Origin of the sequence: Neisseria perflava (genome assembly GCF_002863305.2) — a bacterium.
In the GTDB taxonomy this organism is placed as follows: Bacteria; Pseudomonadota; Gammaproteobacteria; order Burkholderiales; family Neisseriaceae; genus Neisseria; species Neisseria perflava_A.
Window position 1 is genome coordinate 727,059 of the sequence record NZ_CP136962.1, and the last position, 22,814, is coordinate 749,872.

Sequence of the window (22,814 nt, forward strand, 5' to 3'; positions counted from 1 at the left end):
TCTTTCCGTCCTTTTGTTTATTTTATATCTGATTATTCAGTTATTTTTATTTATTTTTGAAGGATTGGGCGAAATGGGGTCGGATAGGTGCGACGACATAAAGTGAGGATTATTGAATGGTTGTTTGTGATTTTTTTGCTAACAATAAGGCCGTCTGAAACCTTGTTTTCAGACGGCCTTGCGTTATCCTTTCTTTTTATTCCCCAGCATATCCAGCAATCCTGCTAAGTTAATTTTTCCTTCTTCCTTGCTCACAATCGGATCGCCGCCTTTGCGTCCTAAAATTTTGATGTCTTCCTGCGGCATTTCATCTATGAAGCGGCTTGGCTCGGGAAATTGCCATGTGCCTTGCTTTTTGCGTTTGAGGCAGTGGGTCAGTGTAAGCTGGCGCTTGGCGCGGGTGATGCCGACGTACATCAGGCGGCGTTCTTCTTCGACGTTGTCTTCTTCGATGCTGTCGTTATGCGGCAAGATGCCTTCTTCGCAGCCGACAAGGAAAACGTAAGGGTATTCCAAACCTTTGGAAGCGTGCAGTGTCGAGAGTTTGACGGCATCGACTTCTTCTTCGCCTTTACCTTCTAAAAGCGTCATTAAGGCGATGGTTTGGGCAAGTTCGATGATGTTTTTACCGTCTTGCTCGCCTTTGCGTTCCAGCCAGCCGGTCAGGTCGCTGACGTTGCGCCATTTGATTTCGCCTGCTTTGCCTTCTTCGTTGGCCAACAGGTGGTTTTCGTAGTCGATTTCTTTCAGCAGGTTATGAATAAGCTCGCCTGCTTCGCTGGTTTCGGCTTTGGCTCGATAGCTTTCAATCATATCCATGAAGGCTTGCAGGTGTTGGCAGTTGGTATGGTTCAATAGGGCAAGCGCTTCTTCGGTTTGAGCGGCTTCATACAGGCTGCATTCGTGTTCGTGCGCGTAGGTGTTGAGCTTACCCAGCGTTACATCGCCGATGCCGCGTTTGGGCGTGGTCACGGCGCGCAGGAAGGCAGGATCGTCGTTGGGGTTGGCAAGCAGGCGCAAATAGGACAAAACGTCTTTGATTTCGGCTTTGTCGAAAAAGCTTTGTCCGCCGGAGAGTTGATAAGGAACGCGCGCGCTGCGCAAGGCTTCTTCAAAAATCCGCGCCTGATGGTTGCCGCGGTATAACACGGCGAAATCGGCGTATTGGGTTTTGTCGCCGCCGACCAGCTTCTGCTTGACGATTTGGCTGACAACCCAGTCGGCTTCGTGTTGCTCGTTTTGGCAGGCAACGACTTTGACGATTTCACCTTCGCCGAACTGCGACCAAAGTTTTTTGGTAAAGAGTTTGGGGTTGTTTTCGATGACTTTGTTGGCGATTTTGAGAATCCGCGCGGTGGAGCGGTAATTCTGCTCCAGCTTGATGACTTTCATCTGCGGATAGTCTTCCTGCATTTTGCGCAGGTTTTCCATGTTTGCGCCACGCCATGCGTAGATGGACTGGTCGTCGTCGCCGACGGCGGTAAACATCCCTTCTGCGCCGGTCAAGAGCTTCATCAGCGTAAATTGGCAGGTATTGGTGTCCTGACATTCGTCAACCAACAGATAACGCAACCGCCGCTGCCATTTGTTGCGCACTTCGCTGTTTTGCTGCAACAACACGGCGGGCAGGCGGATTAAGTCGTCGAAGTCCACCGCCTGATAGCTTTGCAGGGTTTCCTGATAACTCGCATAAACACGCGCTGTTTGCTGCTCCCACACATTGGAGGCCGTCTGAACGGCATCTTCGGGCGTTTTTAAATCGTTTTTCCACAGGGAAATTTGGTGTTGCGCTTTGAATATGGCTTCTTTGCCCGTGCCGCCCAAGAGTTCGCCGATGATTTTCGCGCTGTCGGTAGAGTCGAGGATGGAGAAGTTTTTTTTGTAACCGATATGGTTCGCCTCTTCGCGCAAAATCTTCATGCCCAAAGAGTGGAAGGTGCAAATCGTCAGCCCGCGCGTTTGCGATTTGGGCAGCATTTTGGCGACGCGCTCCTGCATTTCCGTAGCGGCTTTGTTGGTGAAGGTAATCGCGGCAACGGTATGCGGCAGATAGCCGACGTTGACAATCAAATGCTTGATTTTTTGCGTAATCACGCCGGTTTTACCGCTGCCTGCGCCGGCAAGGACGAGCAGGGGGCCGCCAAGATATTGGACTGCGGCTTGCTGTTGAGGGTTGAGTTTCATTGAAGGAGGAAGACGGGTAATGTGGGGAGCAATTATACAACAAGGCCGTCTGAAATTTTCAGACGGCCTTGGGCGTTTTTTGGCGTAAACCTTATGCCAAATATTTCAATTTACCTTTGAAGTCTTCCAGTTTTTCGTAGCCTTTTTGCGCCATGATGGCTTTTAATTCAAGGGAAACCCGTTCGAAAATGCCTACGCCTTGCTGGTGTAGCGCCGTGCCGATCTGCACCATGCTTGCGCCGCACAAGATGTGTTCAAACGCATCACGACCGCTGTAAACGCCGCCTGTCCCGATGATTTGGATAGACGGATCCAGTCTTTGATAGAACGCGTGGACATTGGCGAGGGCAGTCGGTTTGATGTATTGGCCGCCAATGCCGCCGAAGCCGTTTTTCGGGCGGATGACAACGGATTCGTCTTCGATATACATGCCGTTGCCAATGGAGTTGACACAGTTGACAAATTTTAAGGGATGACGGTTGAACACTTCTGCCGCTTGATCGAAATGGACGATATCGAAATATGGCGGTAATTTGATGCCTAAAGGTTTATCGAAGTAGCTGAAGGCTTCGCTCAAAATACACTCGGTGGTTTCAAAATCATAGGCGATTTGCGGCTTGCCGGGGACATTTGGGCAGGAAAGATTGAGTTCGGTAATGCCGTTGAATCCGCTGTTTTGCACTTTTTTTAACAACATATGCGTTTCATCGGGCGACATACCGACCAGCGAGAGGAAAAAAGCCCTTTCCGGATGCACCTCTTGGAGTGAAAGCAGGTAATCCAGATAGTAATCAATGCCTTGGTTTGGCAAGCCCATCGAATTGATGCTGCCGAGAGGAACATCATGATAGCGCGGTTCGGGGTTGCCTTGGCGGGGGGTAAGCGTTGCGGTTTTGGTAACGAAAGTGCCTGCTGAAGACTGTCTGACCTCTTCCAATTCCTCAACAGTCATGCATGACACCCCAGCGGCATTCATCAGGCAGTTGTCAAAGGAAAAACCGGCGATTTGGGTTTTCAACGATACCATCTCCTGCTCCTTTTCTTCGTAAAATCAAATTGTTTGCCAAGCGTAACATGAAGAGGCGGTACGATTTTTAACAAACATCAAATGACAGGGAATGTAGGAACATGTTGTTTTATAGAATAAAGTAAAGACGTAAAAAGGTCGTCTGAAAGCAAGGTTTCAACAAAGTTAAAGCCTAAATGTTTTTCAGACGACCTCTATCAAGACAAACATGGCTGTCTCAATCAAATAAAGTCAGTCGGCCATTAGTTTCCAACTGACCAAGCTATCAACGTTTTTTGAAGCTTTTCAGAGTACCGTCATTGTTAAATTCAAATTCGTATTCCGCACGATCGGTTTTGAGGAAACCGGTGATCCACTCTTTCTTACCGGTCGATACGAACAAGGAGTAATACACATGAGGCAAGTCTGTTTCTTTGGCTTCCACTTCTTTGGCTTTTTCGCCGTAGGCTTGAGCAATTTTCGCGATATCGGCAAATTTGATTTCATCCAACGGGAAAACGTTATCTTTCATATTTCCGTTGCCGGAAATGCGGACAGGTTGAGGCTCACTCCATTTACCGTCTTCAAATTCGTAGTGGTCGATATTTTCGGGTTTGTTAGGGTCTTGAATTTCCACGGTAATGCGCGGACGTTTGCCACCGTAGAAATGGATGTTTTGGAAAATATTGAGTGGTTTGCCACCGAATTGCGGCAGTGCTTTCAGCGCATCTTCAGCAGCTTGCAGAGCGGTTGCATCCGCCAAGAAATTGCCTGAAGAAACCACAGGTTTTACCTCAGGTTTTGCTTCTTCAGCAGGTTTTTCAGCATCTTTAGGGGCTTCTGCCGTATTACCTGCAACAGCTTTTACAGGCTCATCGGAAGCCTGTTTGTTTTTATCACCACAAGCAGTCAAACTCAATGCAGCAGCGGTCACGAGGGCAAGCCATTTCATTTTCATTTATCAATCCTAACTTTGAAAATATGCGATATTGCATATATTTCACATTATAACAAACAAAGCAAAAATGTGTGAAAAATTAATAATTTTTGTATTATGGCTGATATTTTCGAAGTTAATAATAAGTTTTATTTTGAATCTTTTATATGCCTGTTTTCATACTGGTCTCAGGCAGGAATCCAAGGGTTTGAACACTTTTATGAATAAGAAAGGTCAAAGGTCAGCGGATTGGGATTTGAAGTGCAATAATCTTAGCTCATTATCTTGCTAGGTTAGGCTGTCCACTCTTTTAACGCCGCTTCAAAACGTTTCAAGCCTTCGGCCATGTCTTCGTCGTTCAGCAACAGGCTGGGGGCAAAGCGCACTACATTGGCTCCGGCAACCAGTACCATCAGGCCGTGTTTTAAAGCGGCGGCGGTGATTTCTGATGCCTTGCCTGCGTATTTGTCTGCCAACACGCCGCCAAGCAGCAGGCCCATGCCGCGGACTTCTTTAAATACGCCGGTTTTTAGGCCCAATTCACGCAAGGCCGTCTGAAGTTTTTGGCCTTGTTGCTCAACGTGTGCCAATGTTTCGGGCGCATTGATGATGTCAAATGCACGGCTGCCGACCGCGCATGCCATCGGATTGCCGCCAAAGGTCGAGCCATGTGTTCCGGGGCCGAAGGTTGGGGCGATTTTATCGGTGGTCAGTATCGCGCCAATCGGGAAACCGCAACCCAAGGCTTTGGCGGAGCTGATGATGTCGGGTGTGATGCCGTAATGCTCGTAGGCAAACAGTTTGCCTGTATGACCCATGCCGGTTTGCACTTCGTCCAAAATCAGCAAGGCGCCGTGTTTGTCGCACAAACGGCGTGCAGCTTGCAGGTATTCTTGGGTGGCAGGCAGGATGCCGCTTTCGCCTTGAATCGGCTCGATAATCACGGCGCAGGTTTTGTCGCCGACGGCTGCTTCCAATGCGGCAATATCATTAAATGGAACATGGGTAATATCTGACGGCAGCGGCGCGTAATCTTTGCTGTATTTGGGCTGGCCGCCGACGGATACGGTAAACAGGGTGCGGCCGTGGAAGCTGTTGAGGCAGGAGATGATTTCGGTTTTGTGCTCGCCAAAATGATCGCGGCCGTATTTGCGCGCCAGTTTCAACGCAGCTTCATTGGCCTCTGCGCCGGAGTTGCAGAAAAACACTTTGTCGGCAAAGGTGTTTTCGACCAATTTTTTGGCCAATTCTTGTGCCGGTTGGGTGGTGTAGATATTGGAAATGTGCCAGAGTTTTTGCGATTGTTCGGCCAAGGCCGCGACCAAATCGGGATGACAATGCCCCAGCGCGTTCACAGCAATGCCGCCTGACAGGTCAATGTATTCTCGTCCTTCGGTATCCCAAACCCGGCTGCCGAGCGCGCGTTCCGGAATCATGGGGGCGAATGAGAAATTGGGCGTCAGGTAGTTTTGCATGTTCTTTTCCTTTTAATATTGTCAACAATTTCTTGAATTATGCGCCTATTGATTGAGAGATTCAATATGGCAATCAGGCCGTCTGAAAACTGGCTTTCAGACGGCCTAATGCTTATTTATGCTTGATTTCCCAGCATTGATGGATTTTTTTGTTGCGGAAATCGTCGGGAACGGACTGCTTGGAAATGTCTTTGACGGCGTATTGTTCCGCGACCGAATCGTCCAATACAAAACTTCGCAAGTTGTTGGAAAAATAAAGAATGCCGTCTGAAGCGAGCAGGTTCATCGCGCCGTCAATCAGCTTTTTATGGTCGCGCTGGATGTCGAGGATGTCGAGCATCTTTTTGCTGTTGGAAAAGCTGGGCGGATCCATGACGATCAGGTCGAACTGTTTGCCTTCGGCGGCGGCATTTCGCAGATATTGGAACACGTCGGCGCGGACGATTTTGTGTTGTTCGGTGTCGATGCCGTTGAGTTCGAAATTGCGTTTCGCCCAATCGAGATAAGTGTTGGACAAATCGACGGTTTCACTGGATACCGCGCCGCCGGTGGCGGCATAGACGGTGAAGCTGCCGGTGTAGGAAAACAGGTTGAGGAAGCGTTTGCCCGCTGCGGTTTCGCCGACTTTTTTGCGCGTATTGCGGTGGTCGAGGAAAAGTCCGGTATCGAGGTATTTGTCGAGGTTGACCCAAAACTTGCGGCCGTTTTCAGTGATGACGAAATCGTCGCCGGTTTTGCCGGTTTTCTCGTATTGCTGCAAACCTTTTTGACGTTCGCGGCGTTTGAGGTGGATTTGTTCGGGCGCAAAACCGGTCACAAAACCAATAGCTTCCAATACATCGGCAAGCCATGCTTCGTATTCTTCGGGCTGCATCAGCCAGCCGGTATCGTATTCCTGAAGATGGATTTGGTCGCCGTAAACATCGACGGCAAAGGGAAATTGGGGAATATCGCGGTCGTAAATGCGCCAGGCTTCGATATTGTTGCGTTTGGCCCATTTCATAAGATGTTTGATGTTTTTGCCCAAGCGGTTGGCAAAGGGGTTAATGTCGGTCATGGTTTCAGACGGCCTGAATTAAGTATTGGGAAGGGGGTGGATTTTAACGCACTTGATGTCTTTTTGCTTGACTGTTATCCATAAAATCTATATTATCCGCCGTTCGCCTTTTGATACGAAGCCATCGTCATCCAACCTAAACCGCCGTTTCGGGCGCGTTTCTTTTATTGCTTGCATATTTGCAAAGCCTTTTCTGTGCAGGTTGTCGTCGATGTTAACCACAAGCAAGATGCTTGCGACAACCCTGTAACTTCACATTTCCCGTATCGTTACTTTCCTTTGCTTCAGGTCGTCTGAAATTGTTCAGGCGTGCGCGTTGTTGTCTCTTAGGATAGATATGTCTATTAAATTTGCCGATTTGAACCTTGATAAAAACATTTTGTCTGCCGTACGCAGCGAGGGTTATGAAAGCCCGACCCCGATTCAGGCGCAAGCGATTCCGTTTGCTTTGGACGGCCGCGACATTATGGCTTCGGCACAAACCGGTTCAGGCAAAACCGCAGCCTTCCTGCTGCCGACTTTGCAAAAACTGACCAAGCGCAGCGAAAAACCGGGCAAAGGCCCACGCGCTTTGGTGTTGACCCCGACCCGCGAGCTAGCGGCTCAGGTGGAAAAAAACGCGTTAGCGTATGCTAAAAATATGCGTTGGTTCCGTACTGTCAGCATTGTAGGCGGCGCATCTTTCGGCTACCAAACCCGTGCTTTGAGCAAACCGGTTGACCTGATTGTCGCTACTCCGGGCCGTCTGATGGATTTGATGCAGAGCGGTAAAGTTGATTTTAATCGTTTGGAAGTGCTGATTCTTGACGAAGCCGACCGTATGCTGGACATGGGCTTTATCGACGACATCGAAACCATCGTTGAAGCGACACCGAGCGACCGTCAGACTTTGTTGTTCTCCGCTACTTGGGACGGCGCTGTGGGCAAACTGGCGCGCAAACTGACCAAAGACCCTGAAACCATCGAAGTTGAGCGTGTGGACGATCAAGGCAAAATCGAAGAGCAGCTGTTGTACTGCGACGATATGCGCCATAAAAACCGCCTGCTCGACCACATCTTGCGCGATGCCAATATCGACCAATGCGTAATTTTCACATCGACCAAAGCCATGACCGAAGTCATCGCGGATGAATTGTACGAAAAAGGTTTTGCCGCCAACTGCCTGCACGGCGATATGCCGCAAGGCTGGCGTAACCGTACGCTGATGGACTTGCGTAAAGGTCGCTGCAAAATTTTGGTTGCCACCGACGTTGCCGCACGCGGTATCGACGTACCAACCATTACCCACGTTATCAACTACGACTTGCCGAAACAGGCTGAAGACTACGTTCACCGCATCGGCCGTACCGGTCGCGCTGGCCGTACCGGTATTGCGATTACTTTTGCTGAAGTGAACGAATACGTCAAAGTACACAAAATCGAAAAATACATCGGCCGTAAATTGCCTGAGCTGACCATCGAAGGCATGGAACCGACACGCAAACGCAAATCAGCCGGCGGTAAACCGAAAGGCAAAGGCGGCTGGGGCGATCGCAAATCCGGCGGCTGGCGCGGCGATAAGAAACCGGCTAAAGAAGGCTTCGGCGGCAAATCTCGCGGCGAAGGCCATAAAAAAGACGGTTTCAAGAAAGATGGCTTTAAGAAAGATGGTTTCAAAAAAGCTGACGATTTCAAAAAAGGCGGCGAAGGCTTTAAAGGCAAGCGCAAATCTAACGACAGCTTTGGCGGCAAACATAAAAAAGGTTGATTGCTTCAATCTTAAGACCATCTGAAAAGACATAAGGGCGTGTGAAGACACGCCTTTTTTATGATTTCAAGTTTCGTATAGAAAAAAGCGTGGGATTGATCCCACGCTTTTTCAGACGGCCTCTTACAAAGCAGCCAATACGGCATCGCCCATTTCGGAGCAGGAAACCAGTTTGGTGCCTTCTTCGTAAATGTCACCGGTACGCAAGCCTTGTTGCAGTACTTTTTGTACGGCGTTTTCAACTTGTTGAGCGCGTACTTCGTCGTTTAGGCTGTAACGCAGCAACATGGAAAGAGACAAAACGGTCGCCAGCGGATTGGCTTTGTTTTGACCGGCAATGTCGGGAGCAGAGCCGTGGGACGGTTCGTACAGGCCTTTGCCGTTTTCGTCCAAAGAAGCGGAAGGCAGCATACCGATGGAGCCGGTCAGCATGGAGGCTTCGTCGGAGAGGATATCGCCGAAGATGTTGCCGGTGGCAATCACGTCAAATTGTTTGGGCGCACGCACGAGCTGCATGGCGGCGTTGTCGACGTACATATGGGAAAGCTCGACATCAGGGTATTCTTTGCCGATTTCTTCAAAGATTTCGCGCCACAGTTCGGTAGTTTCCAAAACGTTGGCTTTGCCGACGGAGCAGACTTTTTTGCTGCGTTTTTGAGCGGATTGAAAGGCAACGTGGGCAATACGGCGGATTTCGCTTTCGCTGTATTTCATGGTGTTGTAGCCTTCGCGTTCGCCGTTTTCCAAAACACGGATGCCGCGCGGTTCGCCAAAGTAAATATCGCCGGTCAGTTCGCGTACGATAAGGATGTCGAGGCCGGCTACGATTTCCGGTTTCAAAGTAGAAGCATTGGCCAGCTCTTTATACAAAATGGCAGGGCGCAAATTGGCAAACAGATTCAAGTCCTTACGGATGGCCAACAAGCCGCGCTCAGGGCGCAGCGGACGGTCGAGATTATCGTATTGAGGAGAACCGACTGCACCAAGCAGGACCGCATCGGCTTTACGGCAAAGGTTTTGCGTGAATTCTGGATAAGGATGGCCGTATTCGTCATAGGCTTCGCCGCCCAAAGGTGCGTATTCGTAGCTGACATCCAAACCTTGTTCGATAAGTTTGTCGAGTACGCGGACGGTTTCTGCAACGATTTCAGGGCCGATGCCGTCGCCGCGCAAGATAGCGATATGTTTGGTCATTTCGGGTTTCCTTATGGGAAGGTTTTAGGTAAAGGGCAGGTCGTCTGTTTTTCAGACGGCCTTAAATCAATTTACTCTGAAAACGCTGATTGTCCCATTATGGTACTGGTAAAGCTGGGTAGAAATCGCGTAGGCAGAGTCTTCAAATGCCTGCAGGGCGATATTCGCCATCGCCTGCAAAGCCTCTTCATCGGACGGGCTGCAAACGAGTAGGGCGTTGCGTGCCGGGACTGCAAAAACAGGGTTAGCCGGTAGCATAGGATCGTCTTTAAGTACTTCGTCCAAAAGCAAAATCAGGGAAGCATCATAGTCGTTGTCCAAATGAATTTGAGCCAATGACCAACCTTCGGCATGATGAATTTGAACACGTCCATTCATCCGTTGGCGCAGATTATCCATGGCGGTACGATACAAGGCGTCCTCATCTTCAATACCGGCCTCTTTCATATGCTCACGATTGAGCGTATGCATGGATTCTTCCGTATCCACCATATAAAGCAACATAATATCGCCCGCAATCGGTTTATATACCAGATAATCGGCAGGTTCGGCTTCGTCCGTATTTGTAATCAGTCTGGCGTTTTCCAGATAAATCGTATTTTTAATTGTCGGAAGAATTTGTTGTGCTGAAACACTGGCATCAGTGTCTTGAATCTTATAGATAACCGCTAAATTGGCAGCAACAATAGCCTCCAAGGCCTCGGGATTTTGCAGATAACTTGTGTAATGGTTGCTCAAATATGTGCTGAATGATGCTTCATCGTCTTCGGAAAAATGGACAATGATCGGCGAAGACGCAATATTTTCGCCCCAGTCGATTTTTGCCTCAAGATCCAATTCTTCTTGGATGCGACGGGCAAAGTATTCGACAAATTCCTGCCAAGTCATTAATTTAGGTTTGGAGCGGAACAACCTGCTGAAAAAAGACATATTGTGTCCTGATAAGGGGATAAGGCCGTCTGAAATATTATAGACGTTCGGTTTCAACACGGATTTTAAAAACGACTTTGCGTATGTTCGGCCTGTCGCCGACCAATGGGGCATGCGCATCATTCGGGAAAAATAGCGCAAATTCGCCAGGCTCTAAGGTCAGCCAAGTCTCCGGCTCGCAGTTGAAAAACTCAATATCGCGCTTTTCGTTGTAGCCTAAACCGTTTTTCAGACGGCCTCTATCTATCCAGCCATATATTTCGTTACCATCAATCGGCGTTTGAATATCAATATGTTTTAAGTGCGCTTCAGGCTGGGCTTCTCTCTGCGTCCTCATCGGCTCGCTGCCGATAAAAATACGGATATTGGGATTCTCGCATGGCACTTGGCCGTCCGGCAGCTTGGCAAAATCCAAGGTCTGCAACAGGTGGAAGGCTTCGGCAAAGTCGGGATGCAAGGCAGCGTAGCGGGTGGCATTGTTTATGGTGTCGGTAATCATAATATATTTGTGTAGATTAAAGGCCGTCTGAAACACTTAAATTTTTCAGACGGCCTTTTGTATATCAACCGTTAAACAGCCAAGGCTGGCTTTGGCGGCGTTTTTCTTCAAAGGCGTGAATTTCGTCAGCGTGTTGCAGGGTCAGGCCGATTTCGTCCAAGCCGTTTAAGAGGCAGTGTTTGCGGTGTTCGGTAATGTCGAATGTGAATGTTTCGCCGCTAGGGGTGGTCAGGGTTTGCTCGGCAAGGTCGATGGAGAGTTGATAGCCTTCGGTTGCTTCAACTTCTTTGAAAAGCTGGTCCACCTGTTCTTCTGTCAAAACGATAGGCAGGAGGCCGTTTTTGTAGCAGTTGTTGAAGAAGATATCGGCAAAGCTGGGGGCGATGACGGCGCGGAAGCCGTAGTCGTCCAATGCCCAAGGGGCGTGTTCGCGTGAAGAGCCGCAACCGAAGTTTTTGCGCGTCAACAGGATTTGCGCGCCTTGATAGCGTGGTTGGTTCAGGGAAAAATCGGGGTTCAGCGGGCGTTTGCTGTTGTCCATGCCCGGTTCGCCGTGGTCGAGGTAACGCCATTCATCAAAGGCATTGGGGCCGAAGCCGCTGCGTTTGATGGATTTCAGAAATTGTTTGGGGATGATGGCATCGGTATCGACGTTGCTGCGGTCGAGCGGGGCGACGATGGCGGTAATTTTGGTAAAGGCTTTCATGTCAGATTCTTATAGTAATAATGGGAAATTTTATGGCTATTCGGGTTAGTGTGTGCTGTGCAAACCGATTCGGTTGCCTTCTGTATCTTCGATAAATGCTGCAAAGCCGTTGGCAATGCGGAATTTCTCTTGTAACAGTTTGCCGCCTGCTGCGACGGCTTTTTCTGCTGTTTCGGCACAATCCGGGCAATTGAAGAAAATGGTTGTACCGCCGTGGCCGGGCTTGGCATTGCTATCGTGCCAAATCATGCCGGCCGTACCGTGTTGGGTGTAATCGGCTGGAAAAATGATGAAACGGAATCCGTTGCCGCCAACGTCTTGCAGGGGCTTGTCGAATACGGATTCGTAAAAGGCTTTGGCGCGATCCAAATCGTGAGCGTGAATACCAAACCAGCTTGACGGATTACTCATTATTTCTTCCTTTTGCTTGGAATCGTGAAAATGTCTGAACAAGTAATAAGGTATCAGGCCGTCTGAAACGGAGTCAGGAGCTTCAGACGGCCTGATTTACCGAATTATTCGGTAGCGGCTTCGATTTTTTCTCCAACATGGCTCATGCCGCGGCCTACTGCATTGCCGCCTTTTTTAACAGCTTCGCCGGTTTTGTCGACAACGTGTTCAGCGGTTTCTTTGGTTTTATCGGCTACGCGCTCGGCAGTCTCTTTGGTTTTGTCCCAATTGCGGTTGGTATCGTCTTTTGCGCCGGACCAAGTGCTGGAACAAGCTGACAGGATGAGGGCTGCGGCAGCCAATGTAAACAGTTTTTTCATACTAGATTCCTTTCAAGTTATCAATGATTAAGAAGGTTTTCAGACGTTTTGCGCAATAGGAAAACTTACTTGAGCAAGGTATTGTTTCAGACGACCTGATCAATAAAGGCCGTCTGAAAATACTTTAAGCCATAGTGCGGATGTCGGTAAAGTGGCCGGTCACTGCGGCTGCGGCTGCCATGGCAGGGCTGACGAGGTGGGTGCGTCCGCCGTTGCCTTGACGGCCTTCAAAGTTACGGTTGGAAGTAGAGGCACAACGTTGTCCCGGGGTCAGGCGGTCGGCATTCATGGCGAGGCACATAGAGCAACCCGGCTCGCGCCATTCAAAACCGGCTTCTATAAACACTTCGTGCAAGCCTTCTTTTTCTGCCTGCTCTTTAACCAAACCGGAGCCGGGGACAATCAATACGCGTTGTACATTGTCCGCTTTTTTGCGGCCTTTGGCGATAGCGGCGGCTTCGCGCAAGTCTTCGATACGGCTGTTGGTGCAAGAACCGATAAAGACGATATCGACAGGGATTTCGTTTAATGGCGTACCGGCTTCCAAACCCATGTATTCAAGGGCGCGTTCCATGCCGCTGCGTTTGACCGGATCGGCTTCTTCGGCAGGATTAGGCACTTTGCCGCTGATGTCTAAAACCATTTCAGGCGAGGTGCCCCAAGTTACTTGAGGCTCGATGTCTTCGGCTTTGAAGTGGTATTCTTTATCAAATACGGCACCTTCGTCAGACACCAGCGTACGCCAGTACTCGACGGCTTTGTCCCACGCTTCGCCTTTAGGTGCGAAAGGTTTGCCTTTTACATAGTCGATGGTGGTTTGGTCGACGGCAACCATGCCTGAGCGCGCACCGGCTTCGATCGCCATATTGCACAAGGTCATGCGGCCTTCCATAGAAAGGCTGCGGATGGCTTCGCCGCCAAACTCGATGGCGTAGCCCGTACCGCCTGCCGTACCGATTTGGCCGATGATGTAAAGTGCCACGTCTTTGGCAGTAACACCGGGTTTCAGACGGCCTTCAACGGAAATCAGCATAGATTTGGATTTTTTTGCGGTAATGCACTGGGTCGCCATGGTGTGTTCGACTTCGGAAGTGCCGATACCGTGCGCCAATGCGCCGAATGCGCCGTGGGTAGAAGTGTGCGAGTCGCCACAAACGACGGTCATGCCGGGCAGGGTAGCGCCTTGCTCCGGGCCCATAACGTGCACGATGCCTTGGCCTTTATCCATAAACGGGAAGTAGGCGAGTGCGCCAAACTCTTTAATGTTTTTGTCCAAAGTATCGACTTGCAGTTTGGAAATCGGATCTTGGATACCTTTGTCCCAGTCGCCGGTCGGGGTGTTGTGGTCGGCTGTGGAGACCACGCTGTCGATACGCCAGAGTTTGCGGCCGGCCATTTTCAAGCCTTCAAATGCTTGCGGGCTGGTTACTTCGTGAACCAGGTGGCGGTCGATGTAAAGCAGGACAGTGCCGTCTTCTTCTTCGCGGACAACGTGGCTGTTCCAAAGTTTATCGTAAAGGGTTTGTGCGCTCATGATGAGTATTCTTTGCTATTGGTAGGTATGAATGATGGTTTGCGTTTATGGGCGGATTTTAGGCTTTTTATAGGGGCTGCGCAATAGAAATTTGTCCAATTTTTAAAATTTGTCGCAAAGTTTCAAAAACGCTTATCAAAAATTGGACAAATTGTAGAATTGTTAACAAAAAGATGCATCTTATCTGAAAGAATGCTTGTCGAAATGCACTAAAAAGTTCTATCATTCTCACTCAACATCCACACTTACCAAGAGGTATAGAGAATGAAATTACCGGTAATGGCTCCTGAGCATCTGACTCAATTACGGGAATTTGAGAAAAAAGTCCTTGCCAATCATGCCAAAATCGAAGCATGGTTCCGTTCGCATTGGAACGAACACCGTCCGCCGTTTTATGGCTCGGTTGACATCCGTAATGCCGGTTACAAAATTTCATCTATCGATATGAACCTGTTTCCGGGCGGCTTCAATAATTTGAATCCCAACTTTATCCCGCTGGCGGCGGTTGCCGCGCAAGATGCGGTACAGCGCGCATGTGAAACGGCAAAATCCGTATTGATTATTCCTGAAAACCACACGCGCAACACATTCTATCTGCAAAACGTTTACGCCCTCAGCGAGATTTTGCGTTCGGCAGGATACGAAGTGCGCTTGGGCAGCTTGAATCCTGAAGTGACTGAGCCAACCGAGTTTGAAACCGCATTAGGCAACAAAATTTTGCTTGAACCTTTATTGCGTACCCGTGAGCGTGTACATCTTGCCGACGGTTTCTCGCCTTGCGTTGTTTTGTTGAACAATGACTTGTCTGCGGGTGTTCCTGAAATCCTTAAAGGTATCAACCAAACCGTTTTGCCTCCATTGCACGGCGGCTGGACGACTCGCCGTAAAACCGAACATTTCGGCGCGTACAACCAAGTTGCTGCCGACTTTGCCAAGTTGATTGACATCGACGAATGGCAAATCAATCCTTATTTTGAAAAAATCAGCGGTTTGGATTTCCAAGAGCGTGAAGGCGAGGATGCGTTGGCAGACGCGGTAGAACGCGTATTGGCGAAAATTCAAGCCAAATACGATGAATTGGGCATTACCGACCAGCCTTTCGTTATTGTGAAAGCCGATGCAGGTACTTATGGCATGGGCGTAATGAGCGTTAAATCTGCGGATGAAGTGCGCGGCTTGAACCGTAAAAACCGCAACAAAATGGCGAAAGTCAAAGAGGGTTTAGAAGTTAGCGAAGTCATTGTCCAAGAAGGTATTTATACCTACGAAACCATGAACGGCGCCGTGTGTGAACCTGTCGTTTATATGATGGACCGTTTCGTTATCGGCGGTTTCTTCCGTGTACACGAAGGCCGTGGTGCAGACGAAAACCTCAACGCCGGCGGCATGGTATTCGTCCCGCTGTCCAACAGCATCCCCACCGGCAGCGGCGACAATTCCCAAGAAGCGCCCGAAGCCTGCAAGCGCGTATTTGAACAATGGGACTCGCTCGGCATGCCACGTTCTGAAAAAGACTGCGACGTCGACAATGAACACAACCGCCTCTACGTTTACGGCGTAATGGCGCGCCTGTCCTTGCTTGCTGCCGCATTGGAATTGGAGAAAACCGCGCCTCAAGCCTAATAAAGCATAAAGCGTTGATCGATATTGTCAGGCCGTCTGAAAATTTGTTTTCAGACGGCCTTTTCTGTCTGTACAATTCATTCTAACTAAAAAACATGATTTATTTTTATGAGCAAACCAGCCAATCCAGTTGAGACAACCGACAATCTGCAAGACCAAACCATGCAGCGCAGCAATACCGACAATGCGCCGCGTTCTGCTATCCATCAAACCTTGTATTCCGCCGATACCTTTGTTCAGCATGATTATCTTGCCGGAAAAAATTTGCCCGATATTGCCCATCCGCAAGAAGGTCAAATCAACTGGCTGCATTTTGTCGGTATTAATGATGTCGTCTTGCTCAAACACGCGCTTGAACCTTATGGTATTCATGAGCTAGTTATTGAAGATATTCTCAGCCGCAAGCAGCGTCCGAAAATCGAAGACTACGGCAACTATGTATTTACTGCCGCACAGGTATACCACTATACCTCTACGGGCAAACTCCATTCTGACCAAGTGTATGTGATTATCGGCAAAGATTTTGTGTTGTCTTTCCAACAAAAACCGTTGGGCTTGTTCAGCCATCTCCGTCGGCAGATGCACGAAAATCCGCACAATATTTTGAACAAAAATACGGCGTTTCTTGCTTATTGCCTGCTTGACCGTATTGTGGACGACTATTTCATTGTTTTGGAGTCATACAACAACCGCGTCGAAGTCATAGACAAGTCCCTGTTTAAAAATGAAAACAGCGATATTCTCAGTAAGATTCACCGCCTCAAGCGAGATGCCGTCCGTCTGCGACGCACGCTTTTACCATTGCGCGATGTGTTCTATCAACTGGCCGTGCGCGGCGATTTTGCCATTTTCAAAGGCGAGTCGACCGTCTATCTGCGCGACGTGTACGACCACAATATGCAACTTATCGAATCGCTTGATGCCTCGCGTGATATGGTGTTGAGCATGATGGACATTTACCTTTCCTTCCAATCCAACCGCATGAACCAGCAAATGCGCGTGTTGACGGTTATCACCATCATCTTTATGCCGCTGACCGTCATCACCGGCATCTACGGCATGAACTTCGACAATATGCCCGAGCTGCATTGGCATTACGGCTACTTCATGGTTTTGGGTATGATGCTGTGCATTATTATCGGACTGCTGATTTTCTTCTCACGTAGAAAATGGCTGTAAACGGGTAGGCAATGGGTTGAAATTCAACGATTAAAAACGGTAGAATGATTTTGCACATGTGCAGTCTGAAGTTTTCAGACAATTTTAAAATAAATATCAAAAGGAGAATAAACGATGAAACCGGAACGCCAACTACCTTCCCATGAACTGATCATGTCCGAACTGATGATGCCTTATACGGCAAACTTCAGCGGCAATGTTCACGGCGGCGATCTTCTGCGCCTGCTCGACCAAGTGGCATATTCCTGCGCCTGCCGTTACAGCGGAACCTATTGCGTTACTCTGTCTGTTGATAAAGTATTGTTTAAAGAGCCTATTCATGTCGGCGAACTGGTAACCTTTTACGCTAGTATCAACTACACCGGCCGTACTTCTATGGAAGTCGGTATCCGTGTGGAGGCGCAAAACATCCACACTGGCGAAGTGCGTCATACCAACAGCTGCTACTTCACCATGGTTGCTGTTGAAGACGGTAAGCCGGTTCCTGTCCCGCCTTTGGAAATCAATACACAGCGCCAACGCTGCCGTTATGAAAGGGCTAAAAAGCGTAAAGAGTTGAGTTTGCAGGCTGCGAACGAAGATTCTGGCTGTAACTAAATTAAATTTATTAAATAATGAAGGCCGTCTGAAATCCTGTTTCAGACGGCCTTCACGCAAAAGCCATAAACTGAGACCTTTGCAAAAGTCCTTTTCCTCCAACAGCCGAAACCCAAACACAGGTTTTCGGCTGTTTCCGCCACCAATCACTCCCTAACTCTACTCAAATACCCCCTTAATCCTCCCCGGACACCCGATAATCAGGCATCCGGCCGCATTTTAGGCAGTAACAGGCACACTTAGCCTGTTAGCCGCTTTCAACAGGTTCAAACACATCGCCTTCAGATGGCTTTGCGCACTCACTTTACACAGACCGAAATAGGCTACCCGCGCATAGCGGAATTTACGGTGCAGCGTACCGAAGCTTTGTTCGACCACATAACGGGTCTTCGACAAATGTCGGTTGCGTTTGGTTTGCGTTTCCGTCAGCGGACGGTTGTGGTGGGCTTTGCGCATAATGCCGTCCTGCAGCCGATGCTCTTTCAAATGTTGCCGGTTTTCCTCACTGTCATAGCCTTTGTCGGCATAGACGGTCGTACCTTCGGGCAGTCCTTCCAACAAAGGCAACAGGTGTTTGCATTCATGGACATTGGCGGGGGTAATGTGCAGTTTCTCGATATAGCCTTCCGCATTGGTACAGGTATGTTGTTTGTAACCGAGTTTGTAGAGGCCGTTTTTCTTTATCCAACGGGCATCGCTGTCTTTACTCAGTGTGGTTTGTCCGCTGACTTGTCCTTCTTCATCGACTTCTATGGCCTGGCGTTGTTTGCTGCCGGCGGTCTGAATAATGGTGGCGTCAACAACGGCGGCGGATGCTTTCTCTACTTTTAGGCCTTTTTCGGTCAGTTGTCGGTTGATCAGTTCCAGCAGTTCGGACAGGGTATTGTCTTGCGCCAGCCAGTTGCGGTAGCGGCATAAGGTGCTGTAATCGGGGATGCTCAGTTCGTCAAAACGGTAAAACAGGTTGAAATCGATGCGGGTGATGAGGCTGTGTTCGAGTTCGGGATCGGAGAGGCTGTACCATTGGCCGAGCAGGACGGCTTTGAACATGGATAACAGGGGATAGGCGGGACGACCTAGGATTAGTTGATAAATGTGTCGCCGTATGGTTTAAATAATAAATTCATGGGGTTTCAAGACTATTTACAAAAAACACCTAAACATCTGATCGCTCTTTTATGTGAAATGCCGTCTGAAATTTCAGACGGCATTTGTGTCTAAGTTCATTACGATAACAATTTTTTCAATTCTAATTCACCGACACGCTCGCAGGCTTTACGGTAATATTCGTTGCTTTCTACTTGAGCAACAAAGCGTTCGATGTTCGGGAATTTGCCCTTAGGTACGAACATGAGAGCAAATTGCAGCGGGAAGGACATCATGATGTCGGCGCCGCTTAATTCTTCGCCTAAAAACCAAGTTTTACCATTTAGACTGCTTTCTATATAGCTGATGTGTAGGTCAAATTGAGCATCATAAAATGGTTTCATGGCTTCGCTCGGAGTAATGTATTTTGTCAACATTGCGGACATAGCTGAGCCTTCGGCGTAATGTAACCATTGCAAGTAGGCACTATAGTCAGCATGGTTAACATCGGGATGTAATTTGCCGTTGCCGTAACGAGCTAGGATGTATTCAACAATTGCTCCGCTTTCAGCAATAACGGTTTCATTGTCTTTAATCAGTGGAGATTTTCCTAGCGGATGAATGTCTTGCAGCTCTTTAGGGGCTTGTTTAGTCACAGGATCGCGCTCAAAATTTTTCACGTCATACGGCAAGTTCAGCACTTCCAGCAACCATGCGATACGTTGTGAACGAGATTGTTTAAGGTTGTATAGGGTGATCATGTTTTACTCCTTGTTTCTCTGTGAAGTTAGGCAGCTTGAGCACTACTTGATGTATTCAGGCAGCCTTTATTTTATCATAAATCAAAAGATTGGCTCACATTCACATGTAAGCGTACATCGACATTCCCACGTGTAGCGTTGGAATAAGGGCAAACTTCGTGTGCACGAGTAATCAATTTGCGGGCTTCATCTTCAGTCAAACCTGCTACGGCAATCGTGATATCTAAATCTAAGCCAAATGCACCATCTGCTTTTTGACCAATACCCACGCCAACTGTCGTAGAAGATTTCGTTGGTTTCAAACCGAGGGTCGGTGCAACATGATTCATCGCACTATCAAAACAAGCGGCGTAACCCATTGCGAAAAGTTGTTCTGGGTTAGTGCCTTGCTTGCCGCTTTCATTTTGGAAAGAAACTAAATCAAAGCCGACTGAACCATCATCTACTTGGGTATGACCATCACGACCGCCGGTTGCTGTTGCTGAAGTTTTGTAGAAAATTTTCATCGTATTATCCTCAATTAAATATGGATTAACTGTTTGGGCGTATTGCCGTTGAAAGTGAAGCCATTATATTGAACTGCGTGTAGAGGTGTTATATGATTTCTCCAAGTTACTTGCCTATTTCTCTAAAATCATGTTTTCAACTGAAACGATCGAACGCTTATTAAAGGTTATTCCACATAACGAACTCTATTCATCACCAATTAAAGGCTTGGTGATTCGCCATGCCGATCAACCGTTTTGCTACGAAGGTGTTATTCAAGAACCGAGCATTTGCATCGTGCTAAGCGGGGAACGTGAAATACAGTTGGGCGAACAATGTTACCGTTTTGACAATCACCACTTTATGTTCTGCCCTGTCAATGTGCCGATGCGCGGTGAGATTAAATATGCAGAGCCGAAAAAGCCGTTTTTAGTGATGTCGATGAAAATTGATATTGAGAGCGTTAGCAAGATTTTATTAGTAAATCCAAACCTTGCAGATGATGTTAAACAGGGCAACGAAGGTTTTGCACAATGGCATTTGGATGAATCCCTCAAAAATGCCGTTAAACGCTTATTACTTTTGCACGAAAATCCAAAAGATATTGAATTTCTTGCACCACTTATCCAACAAGAAATCTATTATCGACTCCTTACTGGCGAACAAGGCGGCAAATTTAAAGCCATGGTAAGCAATGGATCGCACACCAAAAAAATCGCCCAAGCCACCCATTATCTGCAACAGCATTTTAGCGAAACCATCACCGTGGAAACCTTGGCAAATCTGAGTGGTATGTCACTGTCTGGTTTCCATAGTCATTTTAAGAAGATAACCAGCCTTTCACCGCTGCAATACCAAAAATCCTTACGTTTGATGGAAGCCAGACGACTAATCGCGCAAGAAGGGCGAGGCATTACTGAAGCCGCTTACCAAGTCGGCTATGAGTCGCCCAGCCAGTTCAGCCGTGAATACAAACGCTATTTCGGGCATGCGCCGAAGGGAGATATTAAATAGATGAGTTTTAAAGACAGGTTGCAAAAACACCTGAAAATTTGACCGCTCTTGGGTGTAAAAAGTCGTCTGAATTTTCAGACGGCTTTAACTTTTAACTCATCCACAATCAACTTAAACACATTGGAATGCCCGCGGCGGCTGGGGTAATAGAGGTAAAGCGGTTCGTAAGTCATAGCATACTCAGGCAACAGCTCGACCAGGTGCCCCGAATTGAGTGCATCCGCTACGCTCATATGTGCTATCCACGCAATGCCGAGGCCGTCTGAAACGGCTTGCAGGCGCAGATGATTGTTGATGGAAAACTGCGATTTTGGCGTGAACGTAATCAGCTCTTGTTTGTATTTGAATTCCCACTGCATCTCCGTGCCGTGTTCGGCGGAGAGCTTTGCTCCGATAAGGCGGTGTTGTTGCAGATCATCAATATTTTTCGGTGAACCATGTTGCGCCAAATAATCGGGCGAGGCAACCAACACCATTTTGAGCGGTGCGGAAATTGGCACCGCAATCATCTCTTTCGCTACCTTGTTACCTAACCGAACGCCCATATCAAATCCTTCTTTCACAATATCTGCCCAACGATCGTCCACCACGATTTCCAAGCGGATTTTCGGGTATTGGTTCAAAATCGGCTTTAATTTTGGATACAACACGGCTTCCGCTGCCATCGCCGGGGCGTTGATGCGAATCAATCCCGATGGCGTATTCAAAAAATCATTTAATGCATCGACTTCTTGGTTTATGGCTTGATAAAGTGGGGAAAGTTGGTCGAAAAGCTGCTGCCCGGCTTCGGTCAGCGACACATTGCGTGTAGTGCGGTTGAACAGACGCAAATTTAGCCGCATTTCTAAATTTTTCATGCTATGACTCAACGCCGAAGAAGAAATCCCTAAAAGCTGTCCCGCTTTTACAAAACTCTGTGTTTGCGCCAACGTCAAAAAATAATTCAGTTCGTTAAAGTTCTGCATTTTCTCTTTAAACGCTCTTTTATTAGTGAATTTAATTCATTACATTATAAAGATAAACCCTATTTATCTCAATAAAAACAAATCATAAAATGACCGCACTTTCATGAGATTAAACAGAAGACAATATCCGTAAACATCCCATCCTTTTTTTATAAATTATTTATTCTAGGAGTAAAAATGAACATTTTATTATTAAACGGTGGTAAAGCTTTCGGCCATTCGCATGGTGAGTTAAACAACACGCTTCACAAAAAAGCAAAAGAAGTTTTGACCGCACTTGGACACAATGTAAAAGAAACTGTGATTGATGCTGGCTATGATGTTGAGGCAGAAATCGAAAAATTCTTGTGGATGGATGCCGTGATTTGGCAGATGCCTGTTTGGTGGATGCACGAGCCTTGGACAGTGAAGAAATACATAGACGAAGTATTTATAGCTGGACACGGCAAGCTTTACCACAGTGATGGCCGTCATCGTGTCAGCCCGACCGAAGGTTTCGGTACAGGTGGTTTGTTGCAAGGCAAAAAACACATGCTTTCGCTTACTTGGAATGCGCCGATTGAAGCGTTCACCCGTGAAGGCGACTTCTTTGAAGGCAAAGATGTGGATGCTGTGTACATGCCTTTCCACAAACTCAACGAGTTCATCGGTTTGACCCGTCTACCGACATTTACATGTAACGATGTAGTTAAAAATCCACAAGTAGAACAATACTTCGCAGACTACCAAGCACATTTGAAAAAAGTGTTCGGTTAATGATAAAACATCAACTTGAAGCGGTGGGCTTTTGCCCACCATTTTGTCAGTCGCTAATTGGTACGAAATACGGCAAATCCATGGCGCAGGTGATTACCCGCTGGCTGGTGGAACGTGGCATCATCGTGTTGGCAAAATCCACCAAACCCGAACGTATGGCGGAAAACCTGAATGTCTTTGATTTTGCGCTTAGTAATGAAGACAAAGCCGAAATTGCCAAACTGGACGGCACGTTCGCCACCATCGTCAATCACGACACGGTGGATAATTTGAAACGCATCTCCGCGTGGAAAATGGGCGTGTAAGTG

The 22,814-nt window shown here is 48.0% G+C and carries 22 protein-coding genes and 1 pseudogene; 7 read left to right on the forward strand and 16 right to left on the reverse strand.

Annotated features, from left to right (window positions below):
* Positions 1-183 precede the first annotated feature (183 nt).
* From rep to CYJ98_RS03305, 5 genes are all read right to left on the reverse strand, one after another.
* Entirely contained in the window at positions 184-2,184 is a 2,001-nt protein-coding gene (gene rep / locus CYJ98_RS03285; RefSeq protein WP_101756234.1) for a DNA helicase Rep, read from the reverse strand.
* A gap of 91 nt (positions 2,185-2,275) precedes the next feature.
* Complete coding sequence (locus tag CYJ98_RS03290; RefSeq protein ID WP_101756235.1) at positions 2,276-3,211, reverse strand: dihydroorotate oxidase; 936 nt, start codon at positions 3,209-3,211, stop codon at positions 2,276-2,278.
* Between the two features lie 265 nt (positions 3,212-3,476).
* Positions 3,477-4,148, reverse strand: a complete 672-nt coding sequence (locus tag CYJ98_RS03295; protein ID WP_101756236.1) for a hypothetical protein — start codon at positions 4,146-4,148, stop codon at positions 3,477-3,479.
* Between the two features lie 272 nt (positions 4,149-4,420).
* Positions 4,421-5,602 carry an acetylornithine/succinyldiaminopimelate transaminase gene (locus CYJ98_RS03300; RefSeq protein ID WP_101756237.1) on the reverse strand — a complete coding sequence of 394 codons (1,182 nt, stop codon included), beginning with the start codon at positions 5,600-5,602 and terminating at the stop codon, positions 4,421-4,423.
* A 112-nt stretch (positions 5,603-5,714) separates the two neighbouring features.
* Positions 5,715-6,659, reverse strand: coding sequence for a class I SAM-dependent methyltransferase (locus CYJ98_RS03305; RefSeq protein ID WP_101756238.1), 945 nt, complete (start codon positions 6,657-6,659; stop codon positions 5,715-5,717).
* A gap of 337 nt (positions 6,660-6,996) precedes the next feature.
* Here CYJ98_RS03305 and CYJ98_RS03310 point away from each other — a divergent pair, with 337 nt between their 5' ends.
* The gene (locus CYJ98_RS03310) at positions 6,997-8,406 is read left to right on the forward strand and encodes a DEAD/DEAH box helicase (RefSeq protein ID WP_101756239.1); all 1,410 of its coding nucleotides are present in this window, start codon (positions 6,997-6,999) and stop codon (positions 8,404-8,406) included.
* A gap of 123 nt (positions 8,407-8,529) precedes the next feature.
* On the opposite strand, the gene leuB is transcribed toward CYJ98_RS03310, so the two are convergent.
* The 7 genes from leuB to leuC all read right to left on the reverse strand — a co-directional run bounded on the left by leuB (position 8,530) and on the right by leuC (position 14,039).
* Positions 8,530-9,600 carry a 3-isopropylmalate dehydrogenase gene (gene leuB, locus CYJ98_RS03315; RefSeq protein WP_101756240.1) on the reverse strand — a complete coding sequence of 357 codons (1,071 nt, stop codon included), beginning with the start codon at positions 9,598-9,600 and terminating at the stop codon, positions 8,530-8,532.
* A gap of 66 nt (positions 9,601-9,666) precedes the next feature.
* Positions 9,667-10,530, reverse strand: a complete 864-nt coding sequence (locus tag CYJ98_RS03320; protein ID WP_101756241.1) for a DUF1444 family protein — start codon at positions 10,528-10,530, stop codon at positions 9,667-9,669.
* A gap of 37 nt (positions 10,531-10,567) precedes the next feature.
* A complete protein-coding gene (locus tag CYJ98_RS03325) occupies positions 10,568-11,029 on the reverse strand; it encodes a YhcH/YjgK/YiaL family protein (protein ID WP_101756242.1) in 462 nt (153 codons plus the stop codon).
* A 64-nt stretch (positions 11,030-11,093) separates the two neighbouring features.
* Complete coding sequence (gene leuD, locus CYJ98_RS03330; protein ID WP_101756243.1) at positions 11,094-11,735, reverse strand: 3-isopropylmalate dehydratase small subunit; 642 nt, start codon at positions 11,733-11,735, stop codon at positions 11,094-11,096.
* Between the two features lie 45 nt (positions 11,736-11,780).
* Complete coding sequence (locus CYJ98_RS03335; RefSeq protein ID WP_101756244.1) at positions 11,781-12,146, reverse strand: VOC family protein; 366 nt, start codon at positions 12,144-12,146, stop codon at positions 11,781-11,783.
* A 104-nt stretch (positions 12,147-12,250) separates the two neighbouring features.
* Positions 12,251-12,505, reverse strand: coding sequence for a hypothetical protein (locus CYJ98_RS03340; RefSeq protein WP_101756245.1), 255 nt, complete (start codon positions 12,503-12,505; stop codon positions 12,251-12,253).
* Between the two features lie 124 nt (positions 12,506-12,629).
* Positions 12,630-14,039 (reverse strand): 3-isopropylmalate dehydratase large subunit, encoded by a 1,410-nt coding sequence (leuC, locus tag CYJ98_RS03345; protein ID WP_049343582.1) that lies wholly within the window; start codon positions 14,037-14,039, stop codon positions 12,630-12,632.
* A gap of 264 nt (positions 14,040-14,303) precedes the next feature.
* On the opposite strand from leuC, the gene gshA reads away from it, so the two are divergent.
* The 3 genes from gshA (at position 14,304) to CYJ98_RS03360 (ending at position 17,438) form a co-directional block, all read left to right on the forward strand.
* Positions 14,304-15,662, forward strand: a complete 1,359-nt coding sequence (gene gshA / locus CYJ98_RS03350) for a glutamate--cysteine ligase (protein WP_004520351.1) — start codon at positions 14,304-14,306, stop codon at positions 15,660-15,662.
* Positions 15,663-15,770: 108 nt separating this feature from the next.
* Positions 15,771-16,841 carry a magnesium/cobalt transporter CorA gene (corA, locus tag CYJ98_RS03355; RefSeq protein ID WP_004520352.1) on the forward strand — a complete coding sequence of 357 codons (1,071 nt, stop codon included), beginning with the start codon at positions 15,771-15,773 and terminating at the stop codon, positions 16,839-16,841.
* 114 nt (positions 16,842-16,955) lie between these two features.
* The gene (locus tag CYJ98_RS03360) at positions 16,956-17,438 is read left to right on the forward strand and encodes an acyl-CoA thioesterase (protein WP_003686444.1); all 483 of its coding nucleotides are present in this window, start codon (positions 16,956-16,958) and stop codon (positions 17,436-17,438) included.
* Between the two features lie 219 nt (positions 17,439-17,657).
* On the opposite strand, the pseudogene CYJ98_RS03365 reads toward CYJ98_RS03360, so the two are convergent.
* From CYJ98_RS03365 to CYJ98_RS03375, 3 genes and pseudogenes are all read right to left on the reverse strand, one after another.
* Positions 17,658-18,515: pseudogene (locus CYJ98_RS03365) on the reverse strand (IS5 family transposase); the annotation flags it as partial.
* Between the two features lie 149 nt (positions 18,516-18,664).
* Entirely contained in the window at positions 18,665-19,285 is a 621-nt protein-coding gene (locus CYJ98_RS03370; protein ID WP_101756247.1) for a glutathione S-transferase family protein, read from the reverse strand.
* 74 nt (positions 19,286-19,359) lie between these two features.
* Complete coding sequence (locus CYJ98_RS03375; RefSeq protein WP_101756248.1) at positions 19,360-19,791, reverse strand: organic hydroperoxide resistance protein; 432 nt, start codon at positions 19,789-19,791, stop codon at positions 19,360-19,362.
* Between the two features lie 130 nt (positions 19,792-19,921).
* On the opposite strand from CYJ98_RS03375, the gene CYJ98_RS03380 reads away from it, so the two are divergent.
* On the forward strand, positions 19,922-20,785 hold the full coding sequence (locus tag CYJ98_RS03380; protein ID WP_101756249.1) for an AraC family transcriptional regulator: 864 nt from the start codon (positions 19,922-19,924) through the stop codon (positions 20,783-20,785).
* A 74-nt stretch (positions 20,786-20,859) separates the two neighbouring features.
* On the opposite strand, the gene CYJ98_RS03385 is transcribed toward CYJ98_RS03380, so the two are convergent.
* Positions 20,860-21,750 carry a LysR family transcriptional regulator gene (locus CYJ98_RS03385; RefSeq protein ID WP_101756250.1) on the reverse strand — a complete coding sequence of 297 codons (891 nt, stop codon included), beginning with the start codon at positions 21,748-21,750 and terminating at the stop codon, positions 20,860-20,862.
* A 177-nt stretch (positions 21,751-21,927) separates the two neighbouring features.
* Here CYJ98_RS03385 and CYJ98_RS03390 point away from each other — a divergent pair, with 177 nt between their 5' ends.
* Both CYJ98_RS03390 and CYJ98_RS03395 read left to right on the forward strand, forming a co-directional pair.
* Positions 21,928-22,506 (forward strand): NAD(P)H-dependent oxidoreductase, encoded by a 579-nt coding sequence (locus CYJ98_RS03390; RefSeq protein ID WP_101756251.1) that lies wholly within the window; start codon positions 21,928-21,930, stop codon positions 22,504-22,506.
* On the forward strand, positions 22,506-22,811 hold the full coding sequence (locus tag CYJ98_RS03395; protein WP_234395619.1) for an aldo/keto reductase: 306 nt from the start codon (positions 22,506-22,508) through the stop codon (positions 22,809-22,811). Before CYJ98_RS03390 ends, CYJ98_RS03395 begins: the two co-directional genes overlap by 1 nt.
* Positions 22,812-22,814 lie beyond the last annotated feature (3 nt).

Bases quoted from the DNA above. Each gene is read 5' to 3' on its own strand.
- CYJ98_RS03390 (WP_101756251.1), top strand. From the start codon at position 21,928: ATGAACATTTTATTATTAAACGGTGGTAAAGCTTTCGGCCATTCGCAT.
- CYJ98_RS03375 (WP_101756248.1), bottom strand. From the start codon at position 19,791: ATGAAAATTTTCTACAAAACTTCAGCAACAGCAACCGGCGGTCGTGAT.
- CYJ98_RS03325 (WP_101756242.1), bottom strand. From the start codon at position 11,029: ATGATTACCGACACCATAAACAATGCCACCCGCTACGCTGCCTTGCAT.
- CYJ98_RS03340 (WP_101756245.1), bottom strand. From the start codon at position 12,505: ATGAAAAAACTGTTTACATTGGCTGCCGCAGCCCTCATCCTGTCAGCT.
- rep (WP_101756234.1), bottom strand. From the start codon at position 2,184: ATGAAACTCAACCCTCAACAGCAAGCCGCAGTCCAATATCTTGGCGGC.
- gshA (WP_004520351.1), top strand. From the start codon at position 14,304: ATGAAATTACCGGTAATGGCTCCTGAGCATCTGACTCAATTACGGGAA.
- CYJ98_RS03290 (WP_101756235.1), bottom strand. From the start codon at position 3,211: ATGGTATCGTTGAAAACCCAAATCGCCGGTTTTTCCTTTGACAACTGC.
- CYJ98_RS03380 (WP_101756249.1), top strand. From the start codon at position 19,922: ATGTTTTCAACTGAAACGATCGAACGCTTATTAAAGGTTATTCCACAT.
- CYJ98_RS03370 (WP_101756247.1), bottom strand. From the start codon at position 19,285: ATGATCACCCTATACAACCTTAAACAATCTCGTTCACAACGTATCGCA.
- CYJ98_RS03305 (WP_101756238.1), bottom strand. From the start codon at position 6,659: ATGACCGACATTAACCCCTTTGCCAACCGCTTGGGCAAAAACATCAAA.
- CYJ98_RS03300 (WP_101756237.1), bottom strand. From the start codon at position 5,602: ATGCAAAACTACCTGACGCCCAATTTCTCATTCGCCCCCATGATTCCG.
- leuD (WP_101756243.1), bottom strand. From the start codon at position 11,735: ATGAAAGCCTTTACCAAAATTACCGCCATCGTCGCCCCGCTCGACCGC.
- CYJ98_RS03310 (WP_101756239.1), top strand. From the start codon at position 6,997: ATGTCTATTAAATTTGCCGATTTGAACCTTGATAAAAACATTTTGTCT.
- leuC (WP_049343582.1), bottom strand. From the start codon at position 14,039: ATGAGCGCACAAACCCTTTACGATAAACTTTGGAACAGCCACGTTGTC.
- leuB (WP_101756240.1), bottom strand. From the start codon at position 9,600: ATGACCAAACATATCGCTATCTTGCGCGGCGACGGCATCGGCCCTGAA.
- CYJ98_RS03320 (WP_101756241.1), bottom strand. From the start codon at position 10,530: ATGTCTTTTTTCAGCAGGTTGTTCCGCTCCAAACCTAAATTAATGACT.
- CYJ98_RS03385 (WP_101756250.1), bottom strand. From the start codon at position 21,750: ATGCAGAACTTTAACGAACTGAATTATTTTTTGACGTTGGCGCAAACA.
- corA (WP_004520352.1), top strand. From the start codon at position 15,771: ATGAGCAAACCAGCCAATCCAGTTGAGACAACCGACAATCTGCAAGAC.
- CYJ98_RS03360 (WP_003686444.1), top strand. From the start codon at position 16,956: ATGAAACCGGAACGCCAACTACCTTCCCATGAACTGATCATGTCCGAA.
- CYJ98_RS03395 (WP_234395619.1), top strand. From the start codon at position 22,506: ATGATAAAACATCAACTTGAAGCGGTGGGCTTTTGCCCACCATTTTGT.
- CYJ98_RS03335 (WP_101756244.1), bottom strand. From the start codon at position 12,146: ATGAGTAATCCGTCAAGCTGGTTTGGTATTCACGCTCACGATTTGGAT.
- CYJ98_RS03295 (WP_101756236.1), bottom strand. From the start codon at position 4,148: ATGAAAATGAAATGGCTTGCCCTCGTGACCGCTGCTGCATTGAGTTTG.